General features: G+C 39.7%; 19 protein-coding genes. 5 read left to right on the forward strand and 14 right to left on the reverse strand.

The window, feature by feature from the left end:
* Positions 1-396: 396 nt before the first annotated feature.
* Together ACFTQ7_RS20345 and ACFTQ7_RS20350 are read right to left on the reverse strand one after the other, a co-directional pair.
* Positions 397-1461, reverse strand: coding sequence for a sulfate permease (locus ACFTQ7_RS20345; protein WP_386830614.1), 1065 nt, complete (start codon positions 1459-1461; stop codon positions 397-399).
* Between the two features lie 12 nt (positions 1462-1473).
* On the reverse strand, positions 1474-2175 hold the full coding sequence (locus ACFTQ7_RS20350; RefSeq protein WP_349661317.1) for a phosphoadenylyl-sulfate reductase: 702 nt from the start codon (positions 2173-2175) through the stop codon (positions 1474-1476).
* A gap of 750 nt (positions 2176-2925) precedes the next feature.
* On the opposite strand from ACFTQ7_RS20350, the gene ACFTQ7_RS20355 reads away from it, so the two are divergent.
* The 4 genes from ACFTQ7_RS20355 to ACFTQ7_RS20370 all read left to right on the forward strand — a co-directional run bounded on the left by ACFTQ7_RS20355 (position 2926) and on the right by ACFTQ7_RS20370 (position 7117).
* Complete coding sequence (locus ACFTQ7_RS20355) at positions 2926-3975, forward strand: sulfate ABC transporter substrate-binding protein (RefSeq protein ID WP_386830616.1); 1050 nt, start codon at positions 2926-2928, stop codon at positions 3973-3975.
* Positions 3976-3986: 11 nt separating this feature from the next.
* Positions 3987-4820, forward strand: coding sequence for a sulfate ABC transporter permease subunit CysT (gene cysT, locus ACFTQ7_RS20360; RefSeq protein WP_386830618.1), 834 nt, complete (start codon positions 3987-3989; stop codon positions 4818-4820).
* Positions 4821-4829: 9 nt separating this feature from the next.
* Entirely contained in the window at positions 4830-5705 is an 876-nt protein-coding gene (cysW, locus tag ACFTQ7_RS20365) for a sulfate ABC transporter permease subunit CysW (RefSeq protein WP_386830621.1), read from the forward strand.
* 341 nt (positions 5706-6046) lie between these two features.
* Positions 6047-7117 (forward strand): sulfate/molybdate ABC transporter ATP-binding protein, encoded by a 1071-nt coding sequence (locus ACFTQ7_RS20370; protein WP_386830623.1) that lies wholly within the window; start codon positions 6047-6049, stop codon positions 7115-7117.
* Between the two features lie 621 nt (positions 7118-7738).
* Here the strand turns inward: ACFTQ7_RS20370 and cysI are convergent.
* The 7 genes from cysI to ACFTQ7_RS20405 all read right to left on the reverse strand — a co-directional run bounded on the left by cysI (position 7739) and on the right by ACFTQ7_RS20405 (position 15556).
* Positions 7739-9460, reverse strand: coding sequence for an assimilatory sulfite reductase (NADPH) hemoprotein subunit (cysI, locus tag ACFTQ7_RS20375; protein WP_386830625.1), 1722 nt, complete (start codon positions 9458-9460; stop codon positions 7739-7741).
* A gap of 183 nt (positions 9461-9643) precedes the next feature.
* Positions 9644-11431, reverse strand: coding sequence for an assimilatory sulfite reductase (NADPH) flavoprotein subunit (locus ACFTQ7_RS20380; RefSeq protein WP_386830673.1), 1788 nt, complete (start codon positions 11429-11431; stop codon positions 9644-9646).
* Positions 11432-11822: 391 nt separating this feature from the next.
* On the reverse strand, positions 11823-11972 hold the full coding sequence (locus tag ACFTQ7_RS20385; protein WP_134022417.1) for a YezD family protein: 150 nt from the start codon (positions 11970-11972) through the stop codon (positions 11823-11825).
* A complete protein-coding gene (locus ACFTQ7_RS20390; RefSeq protein ID WP_386830627.1) occupies positions 11972-12712 on the reverse strand; it encodes a sirohydrochlorin chelatase in 741 nt (246 codons plus the stop codon). Before ACFTQ7_RS20390 ends, ACFTQ7_RS20385 begins: the two co-directional genes overlap by 1 nt.
* A 12-nt stretch (positions 12713-12724) precedes the next feature.
* Positions 12725-13501 carry a uroporphyrinogen-III C-methyltransferase gene (gene cobA / locus ACFTQ7_RS20395; RefSeq protein ID WP_386830629.1) on the reverse strand — a complete coding sequence of 259 codons (777 nt, stop codon included), beginning with the start codon at positions 13499-13501 and terminating at the stop codon, positions 12725-12727.
* A 272-nt stretch (positions 13502-13773) separates the two neighbouring features.
* Positions 13774-13980, reverse strand: coding sequence for a uroporphyrin-III methyltransferase (locus tag ACFTQ7_RS20400; protein WP_197144264.1), 207 nt, complete (start codon positions 13978-13980; stop codon positions 13774-13776).
* 67 nt (positions 13981-14047) lie between these two features.
* Positions 14048-15556, reverse strand: a complete 1509-nt coding sequence (locus ACFTQ7_RS20405; protein ID WP_386830631.1) for a leucyl aminopeptidase — start codon at positions 15554-15556, stop codon at positions 14048-14050.
* Positions 15557-15669: 113 nt separating this feature from the next.
* Between ACFTQ7_RS20405 and ACFTQ7_RS20410 the strand changes: the two genes are divergently transcribed.
* Positions 15670-16152 carry a divergent PAP2 family protein gene (locus ACFTQ7_RS20410; protein ID WP_386830633.1) on the forward strand — a complete coding sequence of 161 codons (483 nt, stop codon included), beginning with the start codon at positions 15670-15672 and terminating at the stop codon, positions 16150-16152.
* Between the two features lie 433 nt (positions 16153-16585).
* Here the strand turns inward: ACFTQ7_RS20410 and ACFTQ7_RS20415 are convergent, their stop codons facing one another.
* The 5 genes from ACFTQ7_RS20415 to ACFTQ7_RS20435 all read right to left on the reverse strand — a co-directional run bounded on the left by ACFTQ7_RS20415 (position 16586) and on the right by ACFTQ7_RS20435 (position 21880).
* Positions 16586-16915 carry a YuiB family protein gene (locus tag ACFTQ7_RS20415; protein ID WP_079561513.1) on the reverse strand — a complete coding sequence of 110 codons (330 nt, stop codon included), beginning with the start codon at positions 16913-16915 and terminating at the stop codon, positions 16586-16588.
* Between the two features lie 551 nt (positions 16916-17466).
* Positions 17467-19260 (reverse strand): carbon starvation protein CstA, encoded by a 1794-nt coding sequence (gene cstA, locus ACFTQ7_RS20420; protein ID WP_349661328.1) that lies wholly within the window; start codon positions 19258-19260, stop codon positions 17467-17469.
* A 118-nt stretch (positions 19261-19378) separates the two neighbouring features.
* Positions 19379-19744 (reverse strand): LytTR family DNA-binding domain-containing protein, encoded by a 366-nt coding sequence (locus tag ACFTQ7_RS20425; protein ID WP_386830636.1) that lies wholly within the window; start codon positions 19742-19744, stop codon positions 19379-19381.
* A complete protein-coding gene (locus ACFTQ7_RS20430; RefSeq protein WP_386830638.1) occupies positions 19732-20124 on the reverse strand; it encodes a LytR/AlgR family response regulator transcription factor in 393 nt (130 codons plus the stop codon). The genes ACFTQ7_RS20425 and ACFTQ7_RS20430 overlap by 13 nt, the downstream gene beginning before the upstream one ends.
* A gap of 4 nt (positions 20125-20128) precedes the next feature.
* Positions 20129-21880: a LytS/YhcK type 5TM receptor domain-containing protein gene (locus tag ACFTQ7_RS20435; protein ID WP_386830675.1), complete on the reverse strand. Its 1752-nt coding sequence runs from the start codon at positions 21878-21880 to the stop codon at positions 20129-20131.
* Between the last annotated feature and the right edge of the window lie 3 nt (positions 21881-21883).

Consider the following 21883-nt stretch of genomic DNA (forward strand, 5'->3'; position numbering starts at 1 on the left):
AATCAGTTTTATATTTAATCAAGCGTGTTGATTGACCATTTTTATCCACTATAATTAATTAGAAGGCTCTGGCTTTCCCACGGGAGTCGAGTAGCCCTGCGCTACAATCAGTTAAAATGGACATACATTAGTAAAATATCAACAAAAAAATCATTTTATTAGCCCATAATAACCCTATATTTTCCTAATCCACACGCCTAATATTTAAGTTTATTTACATTGATTTTTCATCTTAGGCAAATTGGGCTTCTTCGATTAATTCCTTCCTTACAGAAATGATCGGGAATTCTTCTGAATTGACCGGCTTCCTTACAAGTGGTCAGGGTCACCTCTGATTTATCAACTCCTCTTTAAAAGTGGTCTTGGCCCCAGTTAATCCAAAAGTAATTCGGGTATTTAAATTCCTTCACCCGCATCGTATATTGAGCGCTCTTCTTCACGCATTGTTCGCATTAAGCTAATAACACCAAGCGTTCCAACAATAACACTGCCAATTAGTACGATGATATAGAAATCTTTCTCTAAGAATAGCTGTACTAAAAAATAGGAGATGGCTAAAGAAAGGATTGGAGAAACAATCCAAATACGGATTATTTTTTTCACAATATGCTTATGAAAAATTTGTTTCCCGTTTTTGGCCATCCCCATTCCGATAATTGAAGAGGATGTTACTTGTGTTAACGGCACGGGAAGTCCAAAGATAGAGCTTATACCGACTAGTAATGCACCTGTACTCGATATTAGTATCCCTTCGGCTTTCTCAAAGCGCATAATTTTTTTCCCGTTTGTTTCAAGCACTCGTTTTCCAAGTAGCATTGCGCCAAGCGCTACAAATGCCCCACCAAGCAATATTCCTGTTGTTACACTCATCATTCCTGCACCAACGAGAGGTCCAACTGCATTTGCTACGTTATTCATCCCTGCTGAAAACGCTTCAAAAAATCCAGCGAACACAAGGAGAATCGTTAATATTAAATGATCTTTTAACCAACCCTTGACTCGTAATTTATACAGCCACTTCCCAAAGACAAATGCAATGATAAACGCTATGATTGGCACTATTACCCAAAATGATATGATAACGAGCAATGATTTAATATATAACACTTTGTAGGCAATCCCTACACCTACAACTGCTCCTACTGTCACTTCACTTGTCGATAATGGGATGCCTAAAAGATTGGCGAGAAATAGTGAGCTTGTCGCAGAAATCAAAATAATAATGACAATCTTTACTGTAATGTACTCCTGCGGCATTATGCCGGAGCTGATTGTTTTTACTACTTCTCCACCTCCAAGGACTGCCCCCAAAAAAACACCAACTGAGCAAATGAGCAATGCTTGCCAAGCTTTTTTGATGGCACCTGCTCCGTAAGCAACTCCCATTGAGGCTGCCGCTCCACTAGCACCTATGTTCATCGCAAAAAATAAACTAATCGCTATTGCTACATATTCAAGCATGGCAAAACCCCTTTATTCATGTAATCCACACTCCGTTTTACCAGACCCTTGCCATCTGCCTGAACGCAAATCATCCATTGTAAATGCCGGTTTTGTACAGTGCTCGCAGCCGACGCTTGGATAGCCTCTATCATGCAATGGATTGTACGGTAAACTATGCTTTGAGACATAGCGCCAGACATCCTTCCAAGTCCAATGAATAAGTGGACAAATTTTAATGGACTGAAATTTATCGTCACGATTGATAAAGTTCGTATTTTGCCGGGTTGGTGATTGCTCACGACGTAACCCTGATATCCAAGCCTTTGCGCCCGCCAACGCTCCATGTAACGGCACAATCTTGCGAATTTCGCAGCATTTATTTGGATTGGAACTCCATAATTCATCACCATATTGAGCTGCTTGTTGTTCGAGAGTAAGTGCTGGTTTTTGCATAATAATGTTCAGCTTCGGATATTTTTCTTTTACTTTATCAATCGTTTCATATGTTTCCTTAAAATGAACATCTGTATCTAAAAAGATAATCGTAGCATCGGGCTTCACCTTTGAAATAAGGTCAATTAAGACAATTCCCTCAATCCCAAAGCTACATGCATAGACGATATCCTCGCCATATTCAGCGTAACTCCACTGTAAAACCTCTAGTGCAGCCTTATAGGTTTCGTCTACCTGAAAATTCAATGTTGGCTCATGCCAAGTTGCATATGTTAACATATAATCCCCCTCTTAACGAAAAAAGGCGTTCTAACGAAAGACATATATAGACATGTCTTCGTTAAAACGCCTCTAGTTTGACTAGCCAGCTATTTAACTTCTTTCAGCAGAAGTTTCCCACCTATATAGGTGGTGAGATGAATGCAGTTTTAAGTCACTTTTCAGCGGTATCCAAAAATCCGCTGAAAGAAGTTAAAGCCTCCGGCGGATGTCACGGAATCGGAAAGGAGTTCGCAAAGGATGTTAGCCTAAAATCATCGCATCCATGCGATAACGGCTAACTGACCTGCATCGGTAAAAACGCCACGTCCTGTGGCATTACCGAAATGACCGACATCGTGTCGGCCCTCGTGCAGGCCTAAGCACAAAGCCGATTCCGGACGCAATTATGCCGAGGCATAATTGATTGATTGTTCACTAGTATTGGCTACCACGTTCTACAATCATTTTTCTTATTACCAAATATATACTAAAGCACACCTAGTAGTCAACTAGGTTTTTTACAAATAATTCATTTCAATGAGCCCAAATTTTTATACTGTATTCTTGCATATGATGATAATCAAAAGAAGTATTTTTAATTCCTTGTTGACTAATAGGAAATATATGTTTAATGTATAACTAAGCTTTGAATCAAACCAATATAAAAATGCTGATCAGAGGATCTGAAGGCCATCTACTTAAGACGATTACTATTCGTTCTGGTAGATGGTCTTTTGTATTTCCTAAATCAAAAAGGAGCGTAATTTTATGAAAAAAAGGAAACATCTTTTCCAATTGTTAGTACTTATCTCTGCATTAGCTCTAACATTAACAGGTTGTGGTAGCAGCTCTTCTGAAAAAGATATAGGTGCTCAGGATACAAAAAAATCTGTAGAACTATTAAATGTATCCTATGATCCAACACGTGAGCTTTACGAGGAATTCAACAAAGATTTTATAAAAAAATGGAAGGATGAAACCGGTCAAGATGTAACGATAAAACAATCACATGGGGGCTCTGGTAAACAAGGGCGAGCTGTAATTGATGGTCTAGAGGCAGATGTTGTTACACTAGCACTAGCTTACGATATTGATGAGATTGCACAAGCTCGAGACCTATTAAATAAAGATTGGCAAACAGAATTTGAAAATAACTCTACTCCTTATATATCTACTATTGTCTTTTTAGTACGCAAAGGCAATCCAAAGGGCATTAAAGACTGGGGTGATTTAACAAAAGACGATGTATCTGTCATTACACCAAATCCTAAAACATCTGGTGGTGCACGGTGGAATTATTTAGCCGCTTGGGCCTATGCAGGGAAATTATATAAAAATGATGAGGCAAAAATAAAAGAATTTATGAAAGTTCTATATAGCAATGTAGAAGTACTGGATTCTGGTGCACGCGGTGCTACAACAACATTTGTTGAACGTAAAATTGGTGACGTCTTAATTGCATGGGAAAATGAAGCATATTTATCGCTCCATGAATTGGGTGACGAGTTTGATATCATTACACCTTCTTTAAGTATTTTAGCTGAGCCACCTGTGGCAATCGTTGACAAAATCGTTGATAAAAAAGGTACACGCGAAGTAGCAGAGGCTTATTTAAAGCATTTATATAGTGAGCGTGGCCAAGAAATTGCTGCAAAAAATTACTATCGACCACGAAATGAAAAAATTCTAGCAAATTATCAAGAGCAATTCCCAAAACTTGAACTCGTTTCAATCGATGATTTCGGTGGTTGGACAGAAGCCCAAGCGAAGCATTTTAAAGATGGTGGTACATTCGATGAAATTTATGTACCTCAATAAGGAGGCATGTGATGAGTAGTTTAACTGTTAATAAAAAAACACGCCGCATTATTCCAGGTTTCCACCTTTCTTTGGGCTATACGATGCTATATGTTAGCTTGCTAGTCTTATTGCCGCTATCGATGATTTTTATTCATACAATGTCCTTAAGCTGGGCAGAGTTTGTTCATATTGTGACCGCTCCTCGTGCAGTCGCTTCCTATAAGGTAAGTTTCAGTACTGCACTCGCTGCTGGTTTATTAAATGTTATTTTTGGCACAATCATTGCATGGGTGCTTGTACGCTACCGCTTTCCGTTTAAACGAATCATCGATGGACTTGTCGATTTACCATTTGCTTTGCCAACTGCTGTAGCTGGAATTGCCTTAACGTCACTCTATGCGCCAAATGGTTGGATTGGTCAATTTTTTAATTTTAAAATTGCCTTTACGCCACTCGGCATTATTATTGCCCTTACATTTATCGGGCTACCATTTGTCGTTCGTACTGTGCAGCCTGTCTTACAAAATATTAGCGTTGAGGTTGAGGAAGCCTCTGCAAGCCTTGGAGCGACTCGTCTACAAACCTTTCGTAAAGTGATTTTTCCAGAGCTTGCTCCTGCCATTTTAACAGGATTTTCATTAGCCTTTGCACGTGCACTAGGAGAGTATGGCTCTGTTGTTTTTATCGCAGGTAATATGCCGATGAAGACTGAAATTACACCATTAATAATTATGACTAAGCTCGAGCAATATGACTATGCTGGTGCAACTGCTATTGCAGTGGTCATGCTTGTCACGTCCTTCATCCTATTATTTAGCATTAATTTAATACAATGGTTGGCAAATCGTCGCTTTGTACATTAGGAGGTATTTATGGAACAGTCTACATTTATTCAGCAAGTTGCTCCTGAAAAAAATAATGCAGTGACAAAGTCTGCTGCCTTACAAGAGCCACGTTTTGTCCGATATACGCTAACATTTATTGCGCTAGCTTTTTTAGCATTTTTCATTGTGCTTCCACTAGTATCAATTTTTTTCACTGCCTTTCAAAAAGGAGTCGACGTATATGTAGCAGCTATCACACATCCAGATGCATTGGCAGCTATTAAGTTAACCTTAACTGTCGTCGCGATTGCCGTACCATTAAACGCAATCTTTGGCGTTATGGCTGCTTGGGCTTTAACAAAGTTCAACTTTAAAGGGAAAAATCTATTACTTACAATCGTCGATCTTCCTTTTGCAGTATCTCCCGTTATTGCAGGTTTAGTGTTTATTTTGTTATTTGGCTCACAGGGGCTATTTGGGGATTGGCTATTTGAGCATGACATAAAAATTGTTTTTGCACTACCTGGTATTGCCCTAGCTACCATCTTTGTCACGTTGCCCTTTGTTGCGCGGGAGCTCATTCCTCTTATGCAGACACAAGGTACTTCCGAAGAAGAGGCGTCCATTTCACTTGGTGCTAATGGTTTTAAAACATTTTGGTATGTGACATTGCCAAATATCAAATGGGGCTTATTGTACGGCCTTATACTTTGTAATGCTCGGGCAATCGGTGAATTTGGCGCCGTTTCTGTTGTATCAGGGCATATTCGTGGAATGACAAATACAATGCCTCTTCATATTGAAATTTTATACAATGAGTATCAATTTGCAGCAGCTTTTGCCGTTGCTTCACTGATGAGCGTGATCGCTATTATTACACTTATCGTTAAAGATATTGTTGCTTGGAAATCAAAATCTGCTTAACTTCTTTCAGCAATTATTTTCTGTAATGAAAGTGCAACGGCAGTTACAGATGTCATCCACCCCTATAGGTGGTGAGATGAATGCGGGTTTAAATTACTTTCTAGCGGGTGTATAAACATCTGTACCTGTCGCTACGCTTTCGGTACAAAAGACACCTGCTGACATAGAGGAACTCAGTCTAAAAACGCCACGTCCTGTGGCAACGACTGAGTGACCAACATCTTGTTGGCCCAAAGCCTCGGCGGATGTCACGGAAATCGGAAAGGAGTTCTTTGTGCATGCACAAAACCGATTCCGGACGCAATTATGCCGAGGCATAATTGATAGGAGGTATTGTCAGCATGAGCATTCACATTAAAAATGTATCGAAAAAATTCGGTTCCTTTCAAGCTTTAAAAGATGTTTCTCTTCATATTCAATCAGGTGAACTGGTTGCCCTTCTCGGCCCATCTGGTTCTGGCAAAACTTCTTTACTACGCGTTATTGCTGGGCTTGAAACGTCAGATGTTGGAGAGATTTTATTTGACGGCCAATCGATGATCGATCGCCATCCAAAGGAGCGCAATGTTGGCTTTGTGTTCCAGCATTATGCACTTTTTCGCCATATGACAGTTTTTGATAATGTCGCTTACGGTCTTAAAGTACGTCCTCGTAAAACAAGACCATCTAAATTAGAAATAAAGAACAAAGTAATGGAGCTTCTAAGACTCGTCAAACTAGAAAATTTTTCTGATCGTTATCCAACACAGCTTTCGGGTGGGCAACGTCAGCGAGTCGCACTTGCTAGAGCTCTGGCCGTGGAGCCCAAGGTGCTCTTATTAGATGAACCTTTTGGAGCACTGGATGCTAAAGTGCGCAAGGAATTGCGTCGTTGGCTTCGAAAGCTTCACGATGATTTTCATATTACAAGTATTTTTGTCACACACGATCAGGAAGAGGCACTTGATGTTGCAGACCGAATTGTCGTGATGAACAACGGCAAGATAGAGCAAATTGGTAGCCCAGACGACGTATACACAAATCCAAATAGCCCTTTTGTTTATGATTTTTTAGGTAATGTGAATCTCTTTAAAGGACGGTTACATAATGGGAAGCTCCTACATGGTGAATTTGCGATTGATGTACCTGACGTACAGGTACACACAGAGGATCATGCGGTAGGCTATGTACGTCCCCATGATATTCATATTGAGAAAACAAATGTATCTGGTACTGTCCCCGTCAAAGTAAACCATATTCATTTACTCGGACCTATCGTGCAGGTTGAGCTACGTCGTGAAGATATGGATGAATTTTTAGAGGCAGAACTGACTAAAGAACAATTTACTAATCTTCAGCTTAAGGTTGGTGACCATGTATTTGTTAAACCAAAGCAATTAAAAGTCTTTATCCCTGAAGATTTTTCCATTTAAAAAAGACGTGTAGCAAATATCTTGCTACACGTCTCATAATGTTGAAAAAAAATGATCAAGGAAATATTGTGAAATGTTCTGCCGCTTTAAATGATGATGATTTCCGTTCTAGACTACTATTCGCACAACAAACATCTTGTTGTTGACGCTTCGCTTTTGAAACACCTTACTGAAGTTCCGTTTTATCACTATAAATTAGAGTGACATGCCAGAAGATACACACTATGTTAAGTGGTTGATTGGAGTGGAGACTGGGCGACTCCTTGGGGATCAGCGATATAGAGGAACGAAGGCTAAAAACATCACGTCCTGTGATAACGCCTTCGTGACCAACATCCTATTGGCCCGAGACCCTGCAGCGTAGCGGGTGTTTTCTGTGCGAAAGCGTAGCGTCAGCAACACCAAAAGCGGCTCATCAGACGCCCCCAGGAAGCTCTGCTCTGCGCGAAAGCGAAGCGACAGCAACAAATGTTTTAACTGTGCGAAAGCGAAGCGACAGCAACAAAGCGCCCAGTCGGAACGGAAATCAACCACTTGTTTTGCCGAAGACCCAGACTTTATTTAATAAGACACAACAACACAAGCCCTGGAGCAGAGAAAATATGCTACAGGGCTATTATTTTATTTATGATGAAAATCTCGTCCGTCGTGAACAGCTGTTACATAACCCGCACGAATAACAAAATCACCGAAATGCTCGCCATCTAGACGTTCCTTCGTATAGTGGAGCAGGATTGGACGAAGCTCCGCTAATATCTCCTCCTCACCTATATTTTCACGATATATTTTATTGAGACGCTCACCAGTAAAACTTGCTCCTAAATACATATTATATTTCCCTGGACCTTTACCGATAAACCCAATCTCAGCCATTGCTGCACGCGAGCAACCATTCGGACAGCCTGACATGCGAATAACGATTTCTGTATCGTTTAAGCCCGCTTCTTCAATAATTGTTTCTATTTTTGTAATTAGAGAAGGCAGGTAACGCTCGGCTTCTGCCATAGCTAAACCACATGTTGGTAATGATACGCAAGCAATCGAATTTCGGCGCAATGCAGAATAGTGCGCTCCATCTGTAAGGTTATATTGCTCAATAATAGCAGTAATTTTTTTCTTCTTTTGCGGCGTCACATTACTAATCATTAAATTTTGGTTTGGCGTTAAGCGAAAATCACCTGTATGCACTTTCGCAATTTCACGTAATCCTGTTAACAGCTCATAATTTTCAAAGTCCTTAATACGACCATTTTGAATAAATAATGTATAATGCCATTGACCTTCTGCCCCTTTAATCCAACCAAACTCATCACCCGTGCGATTAAACGTAAATGGACGGGCCTCTTGAATAGTCCAACCTAGACGACGAATTAGTTCTTCGTTAAACCACTCAAGTCCTCTTGCATCAATTGTATATTTAAAACGTGCATTTTTACGAACCGAACGATTCCCATAATCGCGCTGAATCGTAATAATTTTCTCCGCTGTTTCCAGTAGTTTATCAGGTGTGATAAAGCCAATTATGCGAGCAAGCTGTGGGTATGTTTCATGATCGCCATGTGTCATGCCCATTCCTCCACCAACAGCTACGTTAAAGCCTACTAGCCTACCCTCCTCCACAATTGCAATCAGCCCTATATCTTGTGAGAATACGTCCACATCATTACTTGGCGGAATCGCAATACCAATTTTAAATTTCCGTGGCAAATATTGCGCACCGTAAATAGGTTCAACTTCTTCTTCCTGACTATCAACTACCTTTTCTCCATCTAGCCATAGTTCATGGTAAGCTCGTGTTCTAGGTAGTAAATGCTCACTTAATTTGGCAGACCAATTATAGATTTCCTCATGTAATGCGGATTGATTTGGATTCACATTACACATCACATTACGATTGACATCTCCACAGGCTGCAAGAGAATCTAATAACACCTCATTAATTTCCTGCATATATTTTTTAACATTCCATTTTAAAATGCCATGCACTTGAAATGCCTGACGTGTCGTTAATTTTAAAGAGCCATTACCATACTTTCTCGCCATTTCATCCATTACTAGCCATTGTGCTGAAGTTGCTGCTCCGCCCGGTGTACGGACACGCACCATAAATTGATAGGCAGGCTCAAGCTTTTGACGCTGGCGTTCATTCCGAAGATCACGGTCGTCTTGTAAGTAACTACCATGGAATTTCATTAGACGGTTATCATCCTCTGGAATACCTGAACTTAATGGATTGTTCATCGTACGCTCTAATGTTCCGCGTAGATAATTACTATCGTTTTTAATACGCTCTACATCACTAGGCTTCCCCGGTTGTGGAGGTAAAATAATTTTCCCTGTCATTTGTTATCGCTCCTTTAATCAATTATGCCTCGGCATAATTGCCGCTGACGCTTTGCTTTCGCGCAGAAAACATTTTGCCGCTGACGCTTTGCTTTCGCGCAGAAAACATTTTGCCGCTGTCGCTTCGCTTTCGCGCAGAAAACACTTGTAGCTGTCGATACATAAAACACTTGCCGAAAGAAGTTAATAAACGTCACGTTGATAGCGTTTCTGCTGTTTTAGCTCATTGACAAAGGCTTTAGCTTCCTCTGGCGTTTTTTGTCCCTGTTGTTCAATAACGCGACGAATTGTTGCATCAACATCAGCCGCCATCGACTCTTTATCGCCACAGACGTAAATGACAGCTCCTTGCTCTAGCCATTCATAAAAAGCAACAGCATTTTCCTCAATTTTATGTTGAACATATATTTTTCTATCTGTATCACGTGAGAAAGCGACATGCAATTGACTTAGTGTGCCTGAAGAAAGCCAACCTTGCCAATCTGTTTGATAAAGAAAGTCTGTGACAAAGTGTTGATCACCAAAAATTAGCCAAGCTTTCCCTCCGATTCCTAATTCCTCACGCTCCTCTAAAAATGCACGGTACGGGGCAACACCTGTTCCAGCACCAATCATAATAATCGGTGTATCCTCATGCTCTGGTAGTTTAAAGTTCGGATTTTTATGAACATATACCGGTAATGTGTCACCAATTTGAATACGTTCTGCTACGCTTCCGGAGCAAACGCCAAGACGTTGACGTCCATTCGTCTTATAGCTTACTTTCCCAATTGTTAAATGTACCTCTTCACTATTTGCTTTTTGACTACTAGCAATGGAATATAGACGTGCTGGAATTTTACGTAGTAAATCTACAAATTGCTGCGCATCCCATGTAAATGGTGCAAAGTCTTCCACAACGTCAAGTAAATCTCTTCCTTTTGCATAGTCCTTCCAAGAATTAGAGTCCTCTAATAGCTTTGTAAATTCCTGATGGACCGTATAGGCACCAATTTTTTTTAACAATGGCTTAGATAACACTGTAATTTCTAGTTTTGTTTGCAATACATCCTTTAATGGCAGTGTTTCTTCAAAGACGTTTACCTCAGTTTGTGGATCAAACTGTAATGCTGTGATTAAAGCATCGACTAGCCTTTCATCATTTTCCGGTTGAATACCGATACTATCTCCTGGTTCAAAATAAAAATTTGCACCTTCGATGGATAATTCAATATGACGTGTTTCTTTATTTGATCCTCTGCCATTTAAATTAATGTTTTCAAGTACTTCAGCATAAAACGGATTTTTACGAGAATATGTAGTGTCTCCTTGTGCTGTTTTATTTTGTGTGGTCGTTATATCAGCTACATCCGTCTGTTGCAGCAACTCCCGCTGAACAGCTGAGAACCAACGTGCTGCCTCGACATCATAATCTACATCACAATCTGTGCGAGGTACGATTCGAGTTGCTCCTAACTTTGCAAACTGTTCATCAAAATCCTTTCCTGTTTTACAGAAAAATTCATAGGAGCTATCGCCTAAGGCTAGCACTGAATAATAAAGCTGCTCTAACTTAGGAGCTCGTTTGCTATGCAAAAATTCGTAGAACTGTATCGCTTGGTCAGGTGGATCCCCTTCTCCATGTGTGCTAACAATGAGTAAAAGATTTGTTACCTTTTTTAAATTATTTGGTTTAAATGTTGCTAACGACGAAATTGTTACGTCCACATCATTATCTTTCAAAGCTGAGGCATATTTTTCAGCTAACCCCTGACTATTTCCAGTTTGTGAACCATATAAAATCGTTACTGTTTTGGTGATTGTTTTTACTATCGGCGTTACTTCTTCGACAACAGGATCGATAGTTACTAGTGGTGCACTTAAAAAACCGTTTAACCATATCCTCTGTTCTGCTGTTAGTTTTGGGAGCAGCTCATTTAACAGCTTTACCTGCTCCTCATTAAATGGACTATTTACTACTTGCAGTTTCAACCTTGCCACCTCACGTATTCGTATCATTTTCTTCTGTTGATAATTTGTCTGACAAAACGATTGCTGAAAGAAGTTAAAATTACATGTGTATTGATTAACCATTTTTATCCACCCTTATTAATTAGAGGGCTCTGATTTCCGCTACGGGCTACTCGCTTTGTTGCTGCCGCTTCGCTTTCGCACAGAGCAAGGCTTCCTGCGGGCGAGCGTCGAGTCGCTTCCTCCGCTGCGCTCCATGCAGGGTCTCGTCTGTCTCGCTTTCCCGCGGGAGTCGAGTAGCCCTACGCTACAATCAGTTAAAAATGGGCATATATGAGCAAAATAGCAACAAAAAATTCTTTTATTGCTCAATAATAAACCTATTTTCCCCTAATCAACACACCTGTTAAAATTATCGAAGTCGTATTTTTTCCTTCTTTTCAATTTGAACCACATAGAAATTTTGCACAATCAATGTAATCGATCCATGGTTCACAGTATTTAAAATTTGGCGTACATTATCTAATGCTAGATTTACATTTTCAGTCCTTTTATCTACCATTACAAAACACCTTTCTTAGTAAATTTTAATAATTGATAAATACGTTCCACTAAAACTGCCCTTACATTGTCGTCATAGCCTAAACTTTCACATAAAATAACGTTCTGATTCCCATAATCTTGTAATCGCCTTGTTATGCTTTGGCGCAAAATCCCAGTAAACAACAAATACGGCACTATAAATACTTGATTGTCCCTATTCTGCTCTTGTTGTAACCAATCTTCAAACGTAGGACCCATTCCATATAGAAAGCACGTGTCTACAGCTTCATAAGCGTATTTATCACGTAATCTTGTTGCAATTTTGGCTAAATCACTCTGTACTGCAGGATCACTACTCCCACGACCTATAAGTAAAACACTTGCATCGTTAGACGGGCACCTTGCTTCTAAAATTCTAGTCTGTAATGTATCAATTAATAATTCATGGACACCAAGTGGTTCACCGTATGTAAATCGCACTTGCGGATGCTGTTCTTTTGCTTTATCAATCTCATTTGGAATATCGTGCTTTGCATGCTGAGCGGCAAGCAATAAAATAGGCACGATCGCTATAGCTGTAGCCCCTTGGTTAATACAGCTTGCGATCCCTTCAGCAATTGTCGGAGTCGCGAGTTCTAAAAAACTAATTTCTTGAATCGGTATTTCAATCTCTTGTTGTACGCTCTTTAGAAAGGTAACGGCTTGCTCCACTCCCGCCTTTACTCTACTTCCATGAGCGATATATAAAACGGCTTGCATGAACCCACATCCTTACACAGAAACTTCTGCTAACTGTGGCTGCGGAATGTTTTGCTCAAACCATTGAATTGTTTCCCTCAAAGTAACAACTTTTCCTACTACAATTATGCTTGGATTTTGTATATTTTCTCGCTGGACTAGTTCTTCAATATTAGCTAAAGTTCCCGTGACTGTTTTTTGTTGAGAAAATGTACCCCAATGGATGAGTGCTATTGGTGTTTCCTTATCTCGCCCATACTTGAGCAGCTGCTGACGGATATAGGGAAGGTTACCGACCCCCATATAAATAGCAATCGTATCAATCCCTTTTACAAGACTTTCCCATTGGATTCCATCATCCTTGCCCTCTCTCATATGCCCAGTGACCATCGCAAAACTTGAGCCTAGGTCACGATGTGTAACAGGAATTCCCGCATATGCCGGTGCCGCTATCCCTGAAGTGATGCCAGGCACTATTTCAAATGGAATATTATGCTGTGCTAGCACCTCTGCTTCCTCAGCTCCTCTTCCAAAAACGAATGGATCTCCTCCCTTTAATCTCGTCACAATCAATCCTTGCTGTGCATAGCTGACAAGTGCTTGATTAATTTGCTCTTGAATCATGGCGTGCTGCTGAGGTAGCTTACCGCAAAAGATGAGCTTAGCCTCTTGTTTAGCATAGGATAGTAGGGTCTTATTAATGAGTCTGTCATACAGGATGACATCAGCACATTCGATACACCTTAATCCTTTTACTGTGATAAGATCAACATCACCAGGTCCAGCACCCACTATAAAAACTTTCCCCATTTGATTTCACTCCCTTTCCTCTTTTCTTAGAGATAAAAAAAAGACTCAAATTATCCATAGGCAAAAGCAATGCCTGTGAATAATAAGAGCCTCTAGTTTACTAGTCAGCTACATATTTAATTCTTACTAATACAATAAGAATAATAAATAATTTAGTATATTCTGTCAACACTTTATTTAATACCTAGAATATGATACTTATTTAATCTATTAAAGAAAAAACCAGGTGTCGCTTACTGACATCTGGTTTTTTGAGATCTATTTTATTTGAATTAATATCTACGATGCCCTCCAAACGGTGGACCTGGTCGGAAAAATGGTGGACCTGGTCGGTAAAACGGTGGAAATGGGCGATAGAAAGGCGGATAAAATGGAGATGGGCCAAACTGTGATCCAAGAAAACTTCCTAAAAAACCTCCCAAAAATGGCCCACCGATTGGCCAAAAGCCACCTCCTGGATAACCTCCGAAGAATGTCATAAGCTTCCTCCCTTTTTTACTCTATCGTATGTAGGGGGATGCATATATCACACGTCCATCGCCTATTCTATTTTTCTTCTCCTAAACGTTGCACAAAGTTTGCTAGTGTACGTACCATTACACCTGTACCACCTTTTGGACCTAAGTCATGTACAGCCATCGCATCGGACGTTCCTGCAATATCTAAGTGAATCCATGGTGTATCACCAACAAACTCACCAACAAAGCCTCCGCCAAAAATCATGTGACCATCACGACCAGGAGAATTATTTAAATCAGCGACGTCTGATTTACGAATTCGTTTCTTATCATTTTCTGTTAAAGGCATACGCCACACAAATTCATCTGTCTCCTGTGCAGCTTCCATGAAAGCTGCACAGAATTCATCATCATTAGAAAGTGCACCTGTTTTATCCATACCAAGTGCTGTAATCACTCCACCTGTTAACGTTGCAACATCAATCAGGGAAGTAGCTCCTTGTTGTTTAGCATATGTAGTAGCGTCTGCCAATACTAAGCGTCCTTCCGCATCGGTATTTAACACTTCGACCGTCTTACCACTATACGTCGTGATGACATCATCTGGCTTAAATGCTGTTTCAGATACCATATTATCGGTAGAGCCAATAACAGCTAAGACATTTTTGTTAGGACGTAGTTCACCAATAATTTTCATAGCACCTAGCACAGCTGCAGCACCGCCCATATCGCCCTTCATGCCTACCATTGAATCTTTTGGCTTTAAGGAATAGCCACCTGTATCATACGTAACCCCTTTGCCGACAAGACCAATTGGATCATCAAAATCTTCAGTCGCTTTATATTTTAATGTTATTAAACGAGGTTCTTCATGGGAGCCTTGATTGACACATAAAATACCGCCCATTCCAAGCTCCTCTAATTGTGCTTTATCTAAAATTTCCACTTCAAAATTGTACTCGACCGCAAGAGACTCTGCGTAATTGGCTAAGTCTGTCGCTGTCAGTAAGTTTGGTGGTAAATTAATTAAGCTACGTGCTTCATTTACAGCATTTGCATAAATAGCGCCAACCTCAAAGCTTGCCACCACTTCATCTAAATCATTAGCAGTAGTTACAAGATGAATCGCGTCAATACGTTTATCTACTTCATTTGATGTTGTTTTATAATGAGGAATTGCATAATAACCAAGACCAGTTCCTTCACCAGCTAAAAATGCAACATCTGTTACAGTAATCGACTCTGTCGTAAACGATTCAAGCCAAATGGAATATTCTTTAACCTTTAAGTCCCTTAGTTCCTTCCCAAGCAACCCAAATGCTGCACGAATATCGCCTTCTGTTAAGTCTTTACGGTCATCTAAACCAACAAATAAAATGCGTTTAAGATTTGCGTGGCTCTTCAAAAATGGCAATTTCGTCATTTTTTTTAACGCAGTAGATACATCCCCTGCACTAATCCACGCATCAATGGATTCTCCATAAAATGATGAAAAGCTTGCCCATTCCTGCATTTGTTCACGATGTTTAGGGACGCCTACTACTAACACTTCAGTAGAAATCGTTTCAAATGTTTTTGCTTCTTTTACAATATGCATGTACATTCCTCCATTCAGTATTCTATTATACCTAAATTTCAGAAAACGCGTAATATTTGGCTTTTAGAAAATAATGAATGTTATAATAAAAGCAATTATAAGTGAAGGTTGTGATGATCATGAGTTTACTTCAAAATACCCCTTTACTCGTTGCCCTTTTTGCTGTTCTCTTCGCACAGTTTGTAAAAATCTCTATTCATTTTATAATGACTCGAAAGATTGACTGGGGATTATTTACTTCCACCGGGGGTATGCCTAGTTCACACTCCGCTTCCGTAACAGGACTAACAACCTCTATAGCCTATGAAACAGGATTAGACTCCCCAATTTTTGCCGTAGCCGCTATGTTTTCATTTATCGTCATGTATGATGCGAGTGGAGTACGTTTCCAGGCAGGTCAACATGCAGCAGTATTAAATCAACTACGAAAGGACTTTGAAACACTGCTTCATGATTTAAAAAAATGGCCGCAAATGGATGGCCAAGAAAAAATGGAGGAGCTAAAAACATTACTAGGCCATAAACGGAGCGAGGTATTTTTTGGAGCATTAACTGGAATCTTTATCGCCATCATCACATACCAGTTTATTTTGTAAAAATAGACACATCCTCATGCCGAGGCTGTGTTTTTTTATTTATCGGAACATTTTTGTGATTTATCGGAAACATTTCACGATTTATCGGAAGCCTTTGTGATTTTATCGGAAACTTTTCAAGATTTATCGGAAAAATTCAATAAAAAAATCAGCAGATGCCCAAGCATCTGCTGAAAGAAGATCAATTATGCCTCGGCATAATTGCGTCCGGAATCGGCTTTGTGCTTAGGCCTGCACGAGGGCCGACACGATGTCGGTCATTTCGGTAATGCCACAGGACGTGGCGTTTTTACCGATGCAGGTCAGTTAGCCGTTATCGCATGGATGCGATGATTTTAGGCTAACATCCTTTGCGAACTCATTTCCGATTCCGTGACATCCGCCGGAGGCTTTAACTTCTTTCAGCTGGTGTTTAGACACCTTCTGAAAGAAGTTAAAACATTCGATAACCGCTTTTACGTAAATAAATCATGACAATTCCCGCAACAATTGAACCAGCAAAGCCACCCGATAAGATGGACACATCAACGAGGTGCAATGCTTGTAACTTATCTAAAAGTGCTGGAAATGCAGAACCTGGCTTGAAAATATAATCTAAAAAGCTTACATCATCGACAATAAAAATAACAACAATTGGATACACGATTGCCATTAACCATGTCATTCGCAGAAGCATATTCAATAAAAATCCAATACCAAAGAACATAACGAAAAATAACAAAATTGAAATGATTAATTGTACTAATGAAACTGGACCATCCATGTATGTATAACCTCCGTTTTCCTCTCATTAGTTTACATGATTACTACAACGCTTTCAATGAACATATCCTTGATTTCGCTTGTTCGTCATATTTAGGACAATCACTAAGTATATTCCATTACAGAGACGCCTCTCGTGGCAAGGTGTGTTTTTTATACGAAAGCGAAGCAGCAAAAATATCGCCAAAATTTTGGTGTAACTAACGTTTGCTATGTATATAAATTGATCTTCGTTCCGACTGGGCGACTCCTTGGGGATTAGCGATATAGAGGAACGAAGACTAAAAGCATCACATCCTGTGATAACGCCTTCATGACCAACATCCTGCTACTGCCGCTACGTTAGCACTACGCTTTCGCGCAAAAAACATCTGTTGGCCCGAGACCCTGCAGCGAAACGGATGTTTTCTGTGCGAAAGCGAAGCGTCAGCGGCAAAACACCCAGTTGGAACGGAAATCAACCACACGCTATGGTCATCCACCATACATAGAAAATTAAAAAACTATTGAAAACTAGTATACAACTAATTTTCAATAGTTTCTCGCTTTTCATTATGAAGCTGTTTGCGATAATAAAAACTTTGGTGACTTCCAAAGCTCTGCCCATTTTTTAATGGCAGCAATAACAATGATAAAGCCTAACATTAACATAATGACAGACAATATACCATTTAACATATTGTAACCAGCCGCCGCTGTATTCCAATACACATTTTTAATCATCCAAAAGCCCGCTACATTTACAGTGACATATAAATAGGCTAATGGGATAAAGCATGTTAAGGCGTAGATTCGCTTATCTGCAACTTTTAATACGATTGTTACACCACATACTAAACCGATTGTTGCCATCAACTGATTCGAAACGCCGAATAATACCCAAATTGAACTTATATCTCCTGAATACAATAAGTAGCCCCACATGAAACATGCAAGTGCACTTGCAAAGATTGTACCCGGAATCCAATTTGTCCGCTTCAGTGGCTTGTATACATTGCCGCCAAAATCTTGTATTAAATAGCGCGCTACGCGTGTCCCAGCATCAATAGCCGTTAAAATAAAGACCGCTTCAAACATGATAACGAATTGATAGAAATAAGAAGATAGTTCAGCAAACCAAGGAATTCCTGTGAAAATATCAGTCATCCCAACTGCAAGCGTTACCGCTCCTCCTGTACGTCCTTCTAAATCCATCCCAATACTTTCAGCTAAAGCATGTAAATGAACAGGCTCCATTCCTAATGTAGCAAAAACTGCTGGGGCTGAATTAATCGCAAAATAATCTGCTGGATGAAGGGCTGTTGCTGCAATTAAAGCCATTACACCTACTAAAGATTCTACGAGCATCGCACCAAAACCGACGATGCGAATATCTTCCCAGCGATCAATCATTTTCGGCGTTGTACCAGAGCCTACAAAAGCATGGAAGCCAGAAATAGCCCCACAAGCAATTGTAATAGAGACGAATGGCCATACTGGACCAGCAATTACTGGACCACCACCATGAATAAACTCGGTAATTGGTGGGAATTGAATAACTGGATTAACGAAAAAGACCCCGATGATTAAAGCAATAAATACACCAATTTTCATGAAACTACTTAAATAATCACGCGGCGCTAATAAGAGCCAAACAGGTAATGCCGCTGCAAAAAATGCATAGATCGGTAAAATAATAGCTAAAGTATCACGGTCAAACGTTAAAAAATCGCCAAATGCTGTTCCTTGAATCATCGGTCCAAGAAATACACCGATCATCAACAAAATAAAGCCAACTGTCGATGTAACAATTAAATTTCCCGTTTTACGATAAGCAATACCAACAAGCATCGCTATTGGAATAGTAATCCCTACTGCAAAAGTTCCCCATGGATTTCGCTCTAACGCACCAAGGACAACCATCGATAGCCCAGCCATTGTAATAGTAATAATGAAAAGCATGGCAAGGCCTGTACAGAATCCTGCAACAGGTCCTAATTCCTTCTTCATGACCTCAGATAAAGACTTTCCACCATGGCGCATTGAAGCGAATAACACTACTGCATCATGCACCGCACCACCGATTACCGCACCAATTAACAGCCAAAGGAGCCCAGGCAAATAGCCAAATTGTGCAGCTAAAATAGGTCCGACTAACGGTCCAGCTGCTGCGATTGCAGCAAAGTGATGCCCAAATGTCACCCATTTATTCGTCGGAACATAGTCTTTACCATCCTCCATAGCGTGTGCTGGGGTGGGTGTATCATCTTTTATCTTAAGTACCTTCTTTGTGAAAAATATGCCATACAAACGATAGCTTATCATCAGTACACAAATAGAACCTATCACAATTGTAATAGCATTCATTTTATCACTCCTTTTACTTTTTCCACATCATAGCAAATGAATTGAACAATTATTCACAAAATTCACCAAAATGCAATAATTCTAAGTTGAAAGGGTGTTTTCTACTGTTGAAATGCAGTTATTTTGATAGCTGAAATATCTTTCGCACATCCTTCATATAAAGCCTGCTGACTGGAATCGAATGCCTATTATGCAAAATCAAATTGTATTTTGAGCTGCTCCATGGCTCGAGCTCTTCAATATGCTCTAAATTGACGATAAATGCCCGATGGACCCGCACAAAGCCTTTTAAAGTAAGTTTATTCTCCAAAGCTGCTAATGACTCTGAAGCAAAATATCTCCCTTTCTCCGTAACAACAATCGTCTTACTATCTTCAGATGTACAATATAAAATTTCCTGAATTTTAATAAGTAAAATTCGATCATTCACATAAACTGTTAATTTATCAAGCTTGTCCAATTGTATATCCTTTAATTTTTCCATCGTCTTAACCTGTGTTGTTCTTTTTTAGCCACCAGCTTTTCAACAGCACTTTGTACACGCTCTGGCTCAAATGGTTTCAAAATATAATCAAAGGCATTCACTTCGAATGCCTGCAATGCATATTCATCATAAGCAGTAGCAAAAATAATTTCAGGTTTACGAATGCTTAGTTGTAGCTGTTTTGCCAATTCAAGGCCATTGTTTACGCCTAGCTGTATATCTAAAAACACGCAATCAATCTGCTCAAACTGTGAATCCAACAGTATTTCCTCCAGATCCTCCGATTCACCAATGATCTGCACTAACTTTGTTTGCTCCAATAAAAATCGCAATTCAGCCCTTGCTAACGGTTCATCATCTACAATATAGACATTTAACATTTCTCTACTCCCATCTTGTGGCTTTTAATGGCAGCTGTATCATAATTTTCGTGCCAACATCCAACGTACTTGAAATATGAAAATCTGCATCAGTTCCATAAATTTCATGGATGCGCTGATAAATATTCCATAAAGCTGTCCCGGTTCCTTGTTCGGATTGCATGATTGTTTTGCCAAGCTGTTTAACCTGCTCTTTTCTCATCCCACAGCCATTATCTTCTGTTAACAGTACTAACTTATTATTGATTCGCTGCACCTTAACGTCAATTTTGCCTTCCTTACGATATTTAAAGGCATGATAAATGGCATTTTCAACAAGTGGCTGTAAGGTAAATGGGGGGATTTGTACGTCAAACAGTGATTCATCCAAGTGAAACTTCACATCATAGCGGTTTAGAAATCTTTTTTGTTCAATCGACAAATAAGCCTCTACATGGTCAATTTCATTTTTTAACGGAATCAGCATTTGGCGAGCTCCCTGCAAATTACTTCTGAAAAACGTACTAAGCTTTATCAATAAAGCTCTAGCCTCATCAGCATCCGTTCGGATCAGACTTGAAATAGTATTGAGACTATTAAAAAAGAAATGAGGATGAACCTGTGCCTGTAGCGCTTTAATCTCGGCATCCTTTAATAACTTTCTTTGCTGCTCAATTTCAGCATATTCAAGCTGCGAGGAAAATAGTCGACTGAGTCCTTCAGCTAGCTCCTTTTTCGCTCCTGTTAATGAAGAAACATTGATAAAATATAGCTTTAAGGTACCTACCGTTTTATGCTGTACTTTTAATGGTAAGACAATCGCAGCACTTAGCGGACAATCTTCATATGGACAATTGATTTCTTTTGCGGACGTCGCTGTAATAATGCGTCCTTCTACTAATACTCTCTTCGTTAAAGCTGTTATTATTTCTTGATGAATGACGTGATGATCCTCGCCTACTCCTACATGTGCTAAAATTCCATTTGTATCTGTAATCGCGACTGCTTCAACCTTAATCTCTCTTTTAATAATCTCCGCAACAGTTCGGCATGATTCTTCATTTAACCCTTTACGAAAATGTTCGATAGTTTGTTGCGCGATTGAAAAGGCTTGATGCGTTTGTAATGCTTTTGTGCGTTCTTCCTCATCAATAAACGTCTTAATAATAATGAAAAATATTAAAATCCCAAGGGCATTCATAATAATCATTGGTAGCGCGATTAAAGAAACTAATTGCAAAGCTTGTTCAAAAGGCTTTGCTATTATTAAAATAACAATCATTTGTAAAGTCTCTGCACAAATTCCGATCATAACAGCCTTTTTATAGGAGAAGGTTTGACGTATTTTCAATTGCCTACTTAAACCACCTGTTATGAATCCTGCTAGTATAGTCGAAACACCACAGGCAACGGCTGTAAAACCGCCAAGGGTAATACGATGAATCCCCGCAATAATCCCCACACTAACGCCAACAAGTGGCCCACCAAAAATACCCGCAATTGCTACGCCAATTAGCCTCGTATTCGCAATTGCCTCCTCTGCATTTATAGTGCTATGTATCATTTGATTTAAAGGGTAAATAGTACCACTTTCAATTTTTATCCCTGTATAGCTGCTCACTATACTTAAAGCACTAAAAATGATAATAAGCCAAACCTTTTCCTGAATCCCTTGATCCTGAAAGAGCATGCCCCGAAAGAGGCGCCACCTTGACATTAAAAAGGCAAACACAATGATTAGCCCTACTCGCTCTAACATAAACAAAAATAGCTCCATCAT

Source organism: Lysinibacillus sp. NPDC056959, assembly GCF_042674095.1.
Classification (GTDB): Bacteria; Bacillota; Bacilli; order Bacillales_A; family Planococcaceae; genus Lysinibacillus; species Lysinibacillus zambalensis.

What these genes read in the sequence shown, in the direction of transcription:
- cstA (WP_349661328.1), bottom strand. Translation starts at nt 19,260, where the DNA reads ATGAATGCTATTACAATTGTGATAGGTTCTATTTGTGTACTGATGATA.
- ACFTQ7_RS20370 (WP_386830623.1), top strand. Translation starts at nt 6,047, where the DNA reads ATGAGCATTCACATTAAAAATGTATCGAAAAAATTCGGTTCCTTTCAA.
- ACFTQ7_RS20385 (WP_134022417.1), bottom strand. Translation starts at nt 11,972, where the DNA reads ATGGTAGATAAAAGGACTGAAAATGTAAATCTAGCATTAGATAATGTA.
- ACFTQ7_RS20350 (WP_349661317.1), bottom strand. Translation starts at nt 2,175, where the DNA reads ATGTTAACATATGCAACTTGGCATGAGCCAACATTGAATTTTCAGGTA.
- cobA (WP_386830629.1), bottom strand. Translation starts at nt 13,501, where the DNA reads ATGGGGAAAGTTTTTATAGTGGGTGCTGGACCTGGTGATGTTGATCTT.
- ACFTQ7_RS20425 (WP_386830636.1), bottom strand. Translation starts at nt 19,744, where the DNA reads ATGGAAAAATTAAAGGATATACAATTGGACAAGCTTGATAAATTAACA.
- ACFTQ7_RS20410 (WP_386830633.1), top strand. Translation starts at nt 15,670, where the DNA reads ATGATCATGAGTTTACTTCAAAATACCCCTTTACTCGTTGCCCTTTTT.
- ACFTQ7_RS20415 (WP_079561513.1), bottom strand. Translation starts at nt 16,915, where the DNA reads ATGGATGGTCCAGTTTCATTAGTACAATTAATCATTTCAATTTTGTTA.
- ACFTQ7_RS20405 (WP_386830631.1), bottom strand. Translation starts at nt 15,556, where the DNA reads ATGCATATTGTAAAAGAAGCAAAAACATTTGAAACGATTTCTACTGAA.
- cysI (WP_386830625.1), bottom strand. Translation starts at nt 9,460, where the DNA reads ATGACAGGGAAAATTATTTTACCTCCACAACCGGGGAAGCCTAGTGAT.
- ACFTQ7_RS20390 (WP_386830627.1), bottom strand. Translation starts at nt 12,712, where the DNA reads ATGCAAGCCGTTTTATATATCGCTCATGGAAGTAGAGTAAAGGCGGGA.
- ACFTQ7_RS20430 (WP_386830638.1), bottom strand. Translation starts at nt 20,124, where the DNA reads ATGTTAAATGTCTATATTGTAGATGATGAACCGTTAGCAAGGGCTGAA.
- cysW (WP_386830621.1), top strand. Translation starts at nt 4,830, where the DNA reads ATGGAACAGTCTACATTTATTCAGCAAGTTGCTCCTGAAAAAAATAAT.
- ACFTQ7_RS20435 (WP_386830675.1), bottom strand. Translation starts at nt 21,880, where the DNA reads ATGGAGCTATTTTTGTTTATGTTAGAGCGAGTAGGGCTAATCATTGTG.
- cysT (WP_386830618.1), top strand. Translation starts at nt 3,987, where the DNA reads ATGAGTAGTTTAACTGTTAATAAAAAAACACGCCGCATTATTCCAGGT.
- ACFTQ7_RS20400 (WP_197144264.1), bottom strand. Translation starts at nt 13,980, where the DNA reads ATGACATTCTTCGGAGGTTATCCAGGAGGTGGCTTTTGGCCAATCGGT.
- ACFTQ7_RS20345 (WP_386830614.1), bottom strand. Translation starts at nt 1,461, where the DNA reads ATGCTTGAATATGTAGCAATAGCGATTAGTTTATTTTTTGCGATGAAC.
- ACFTQ7_RS20355 (WP_386830616.1), top strand. Translation starts at nt 2,926, where the DNA reads ATGAAAAAAAGGAAACATCTTTTCCAATTGTTAGTACTTATCTCTGCA.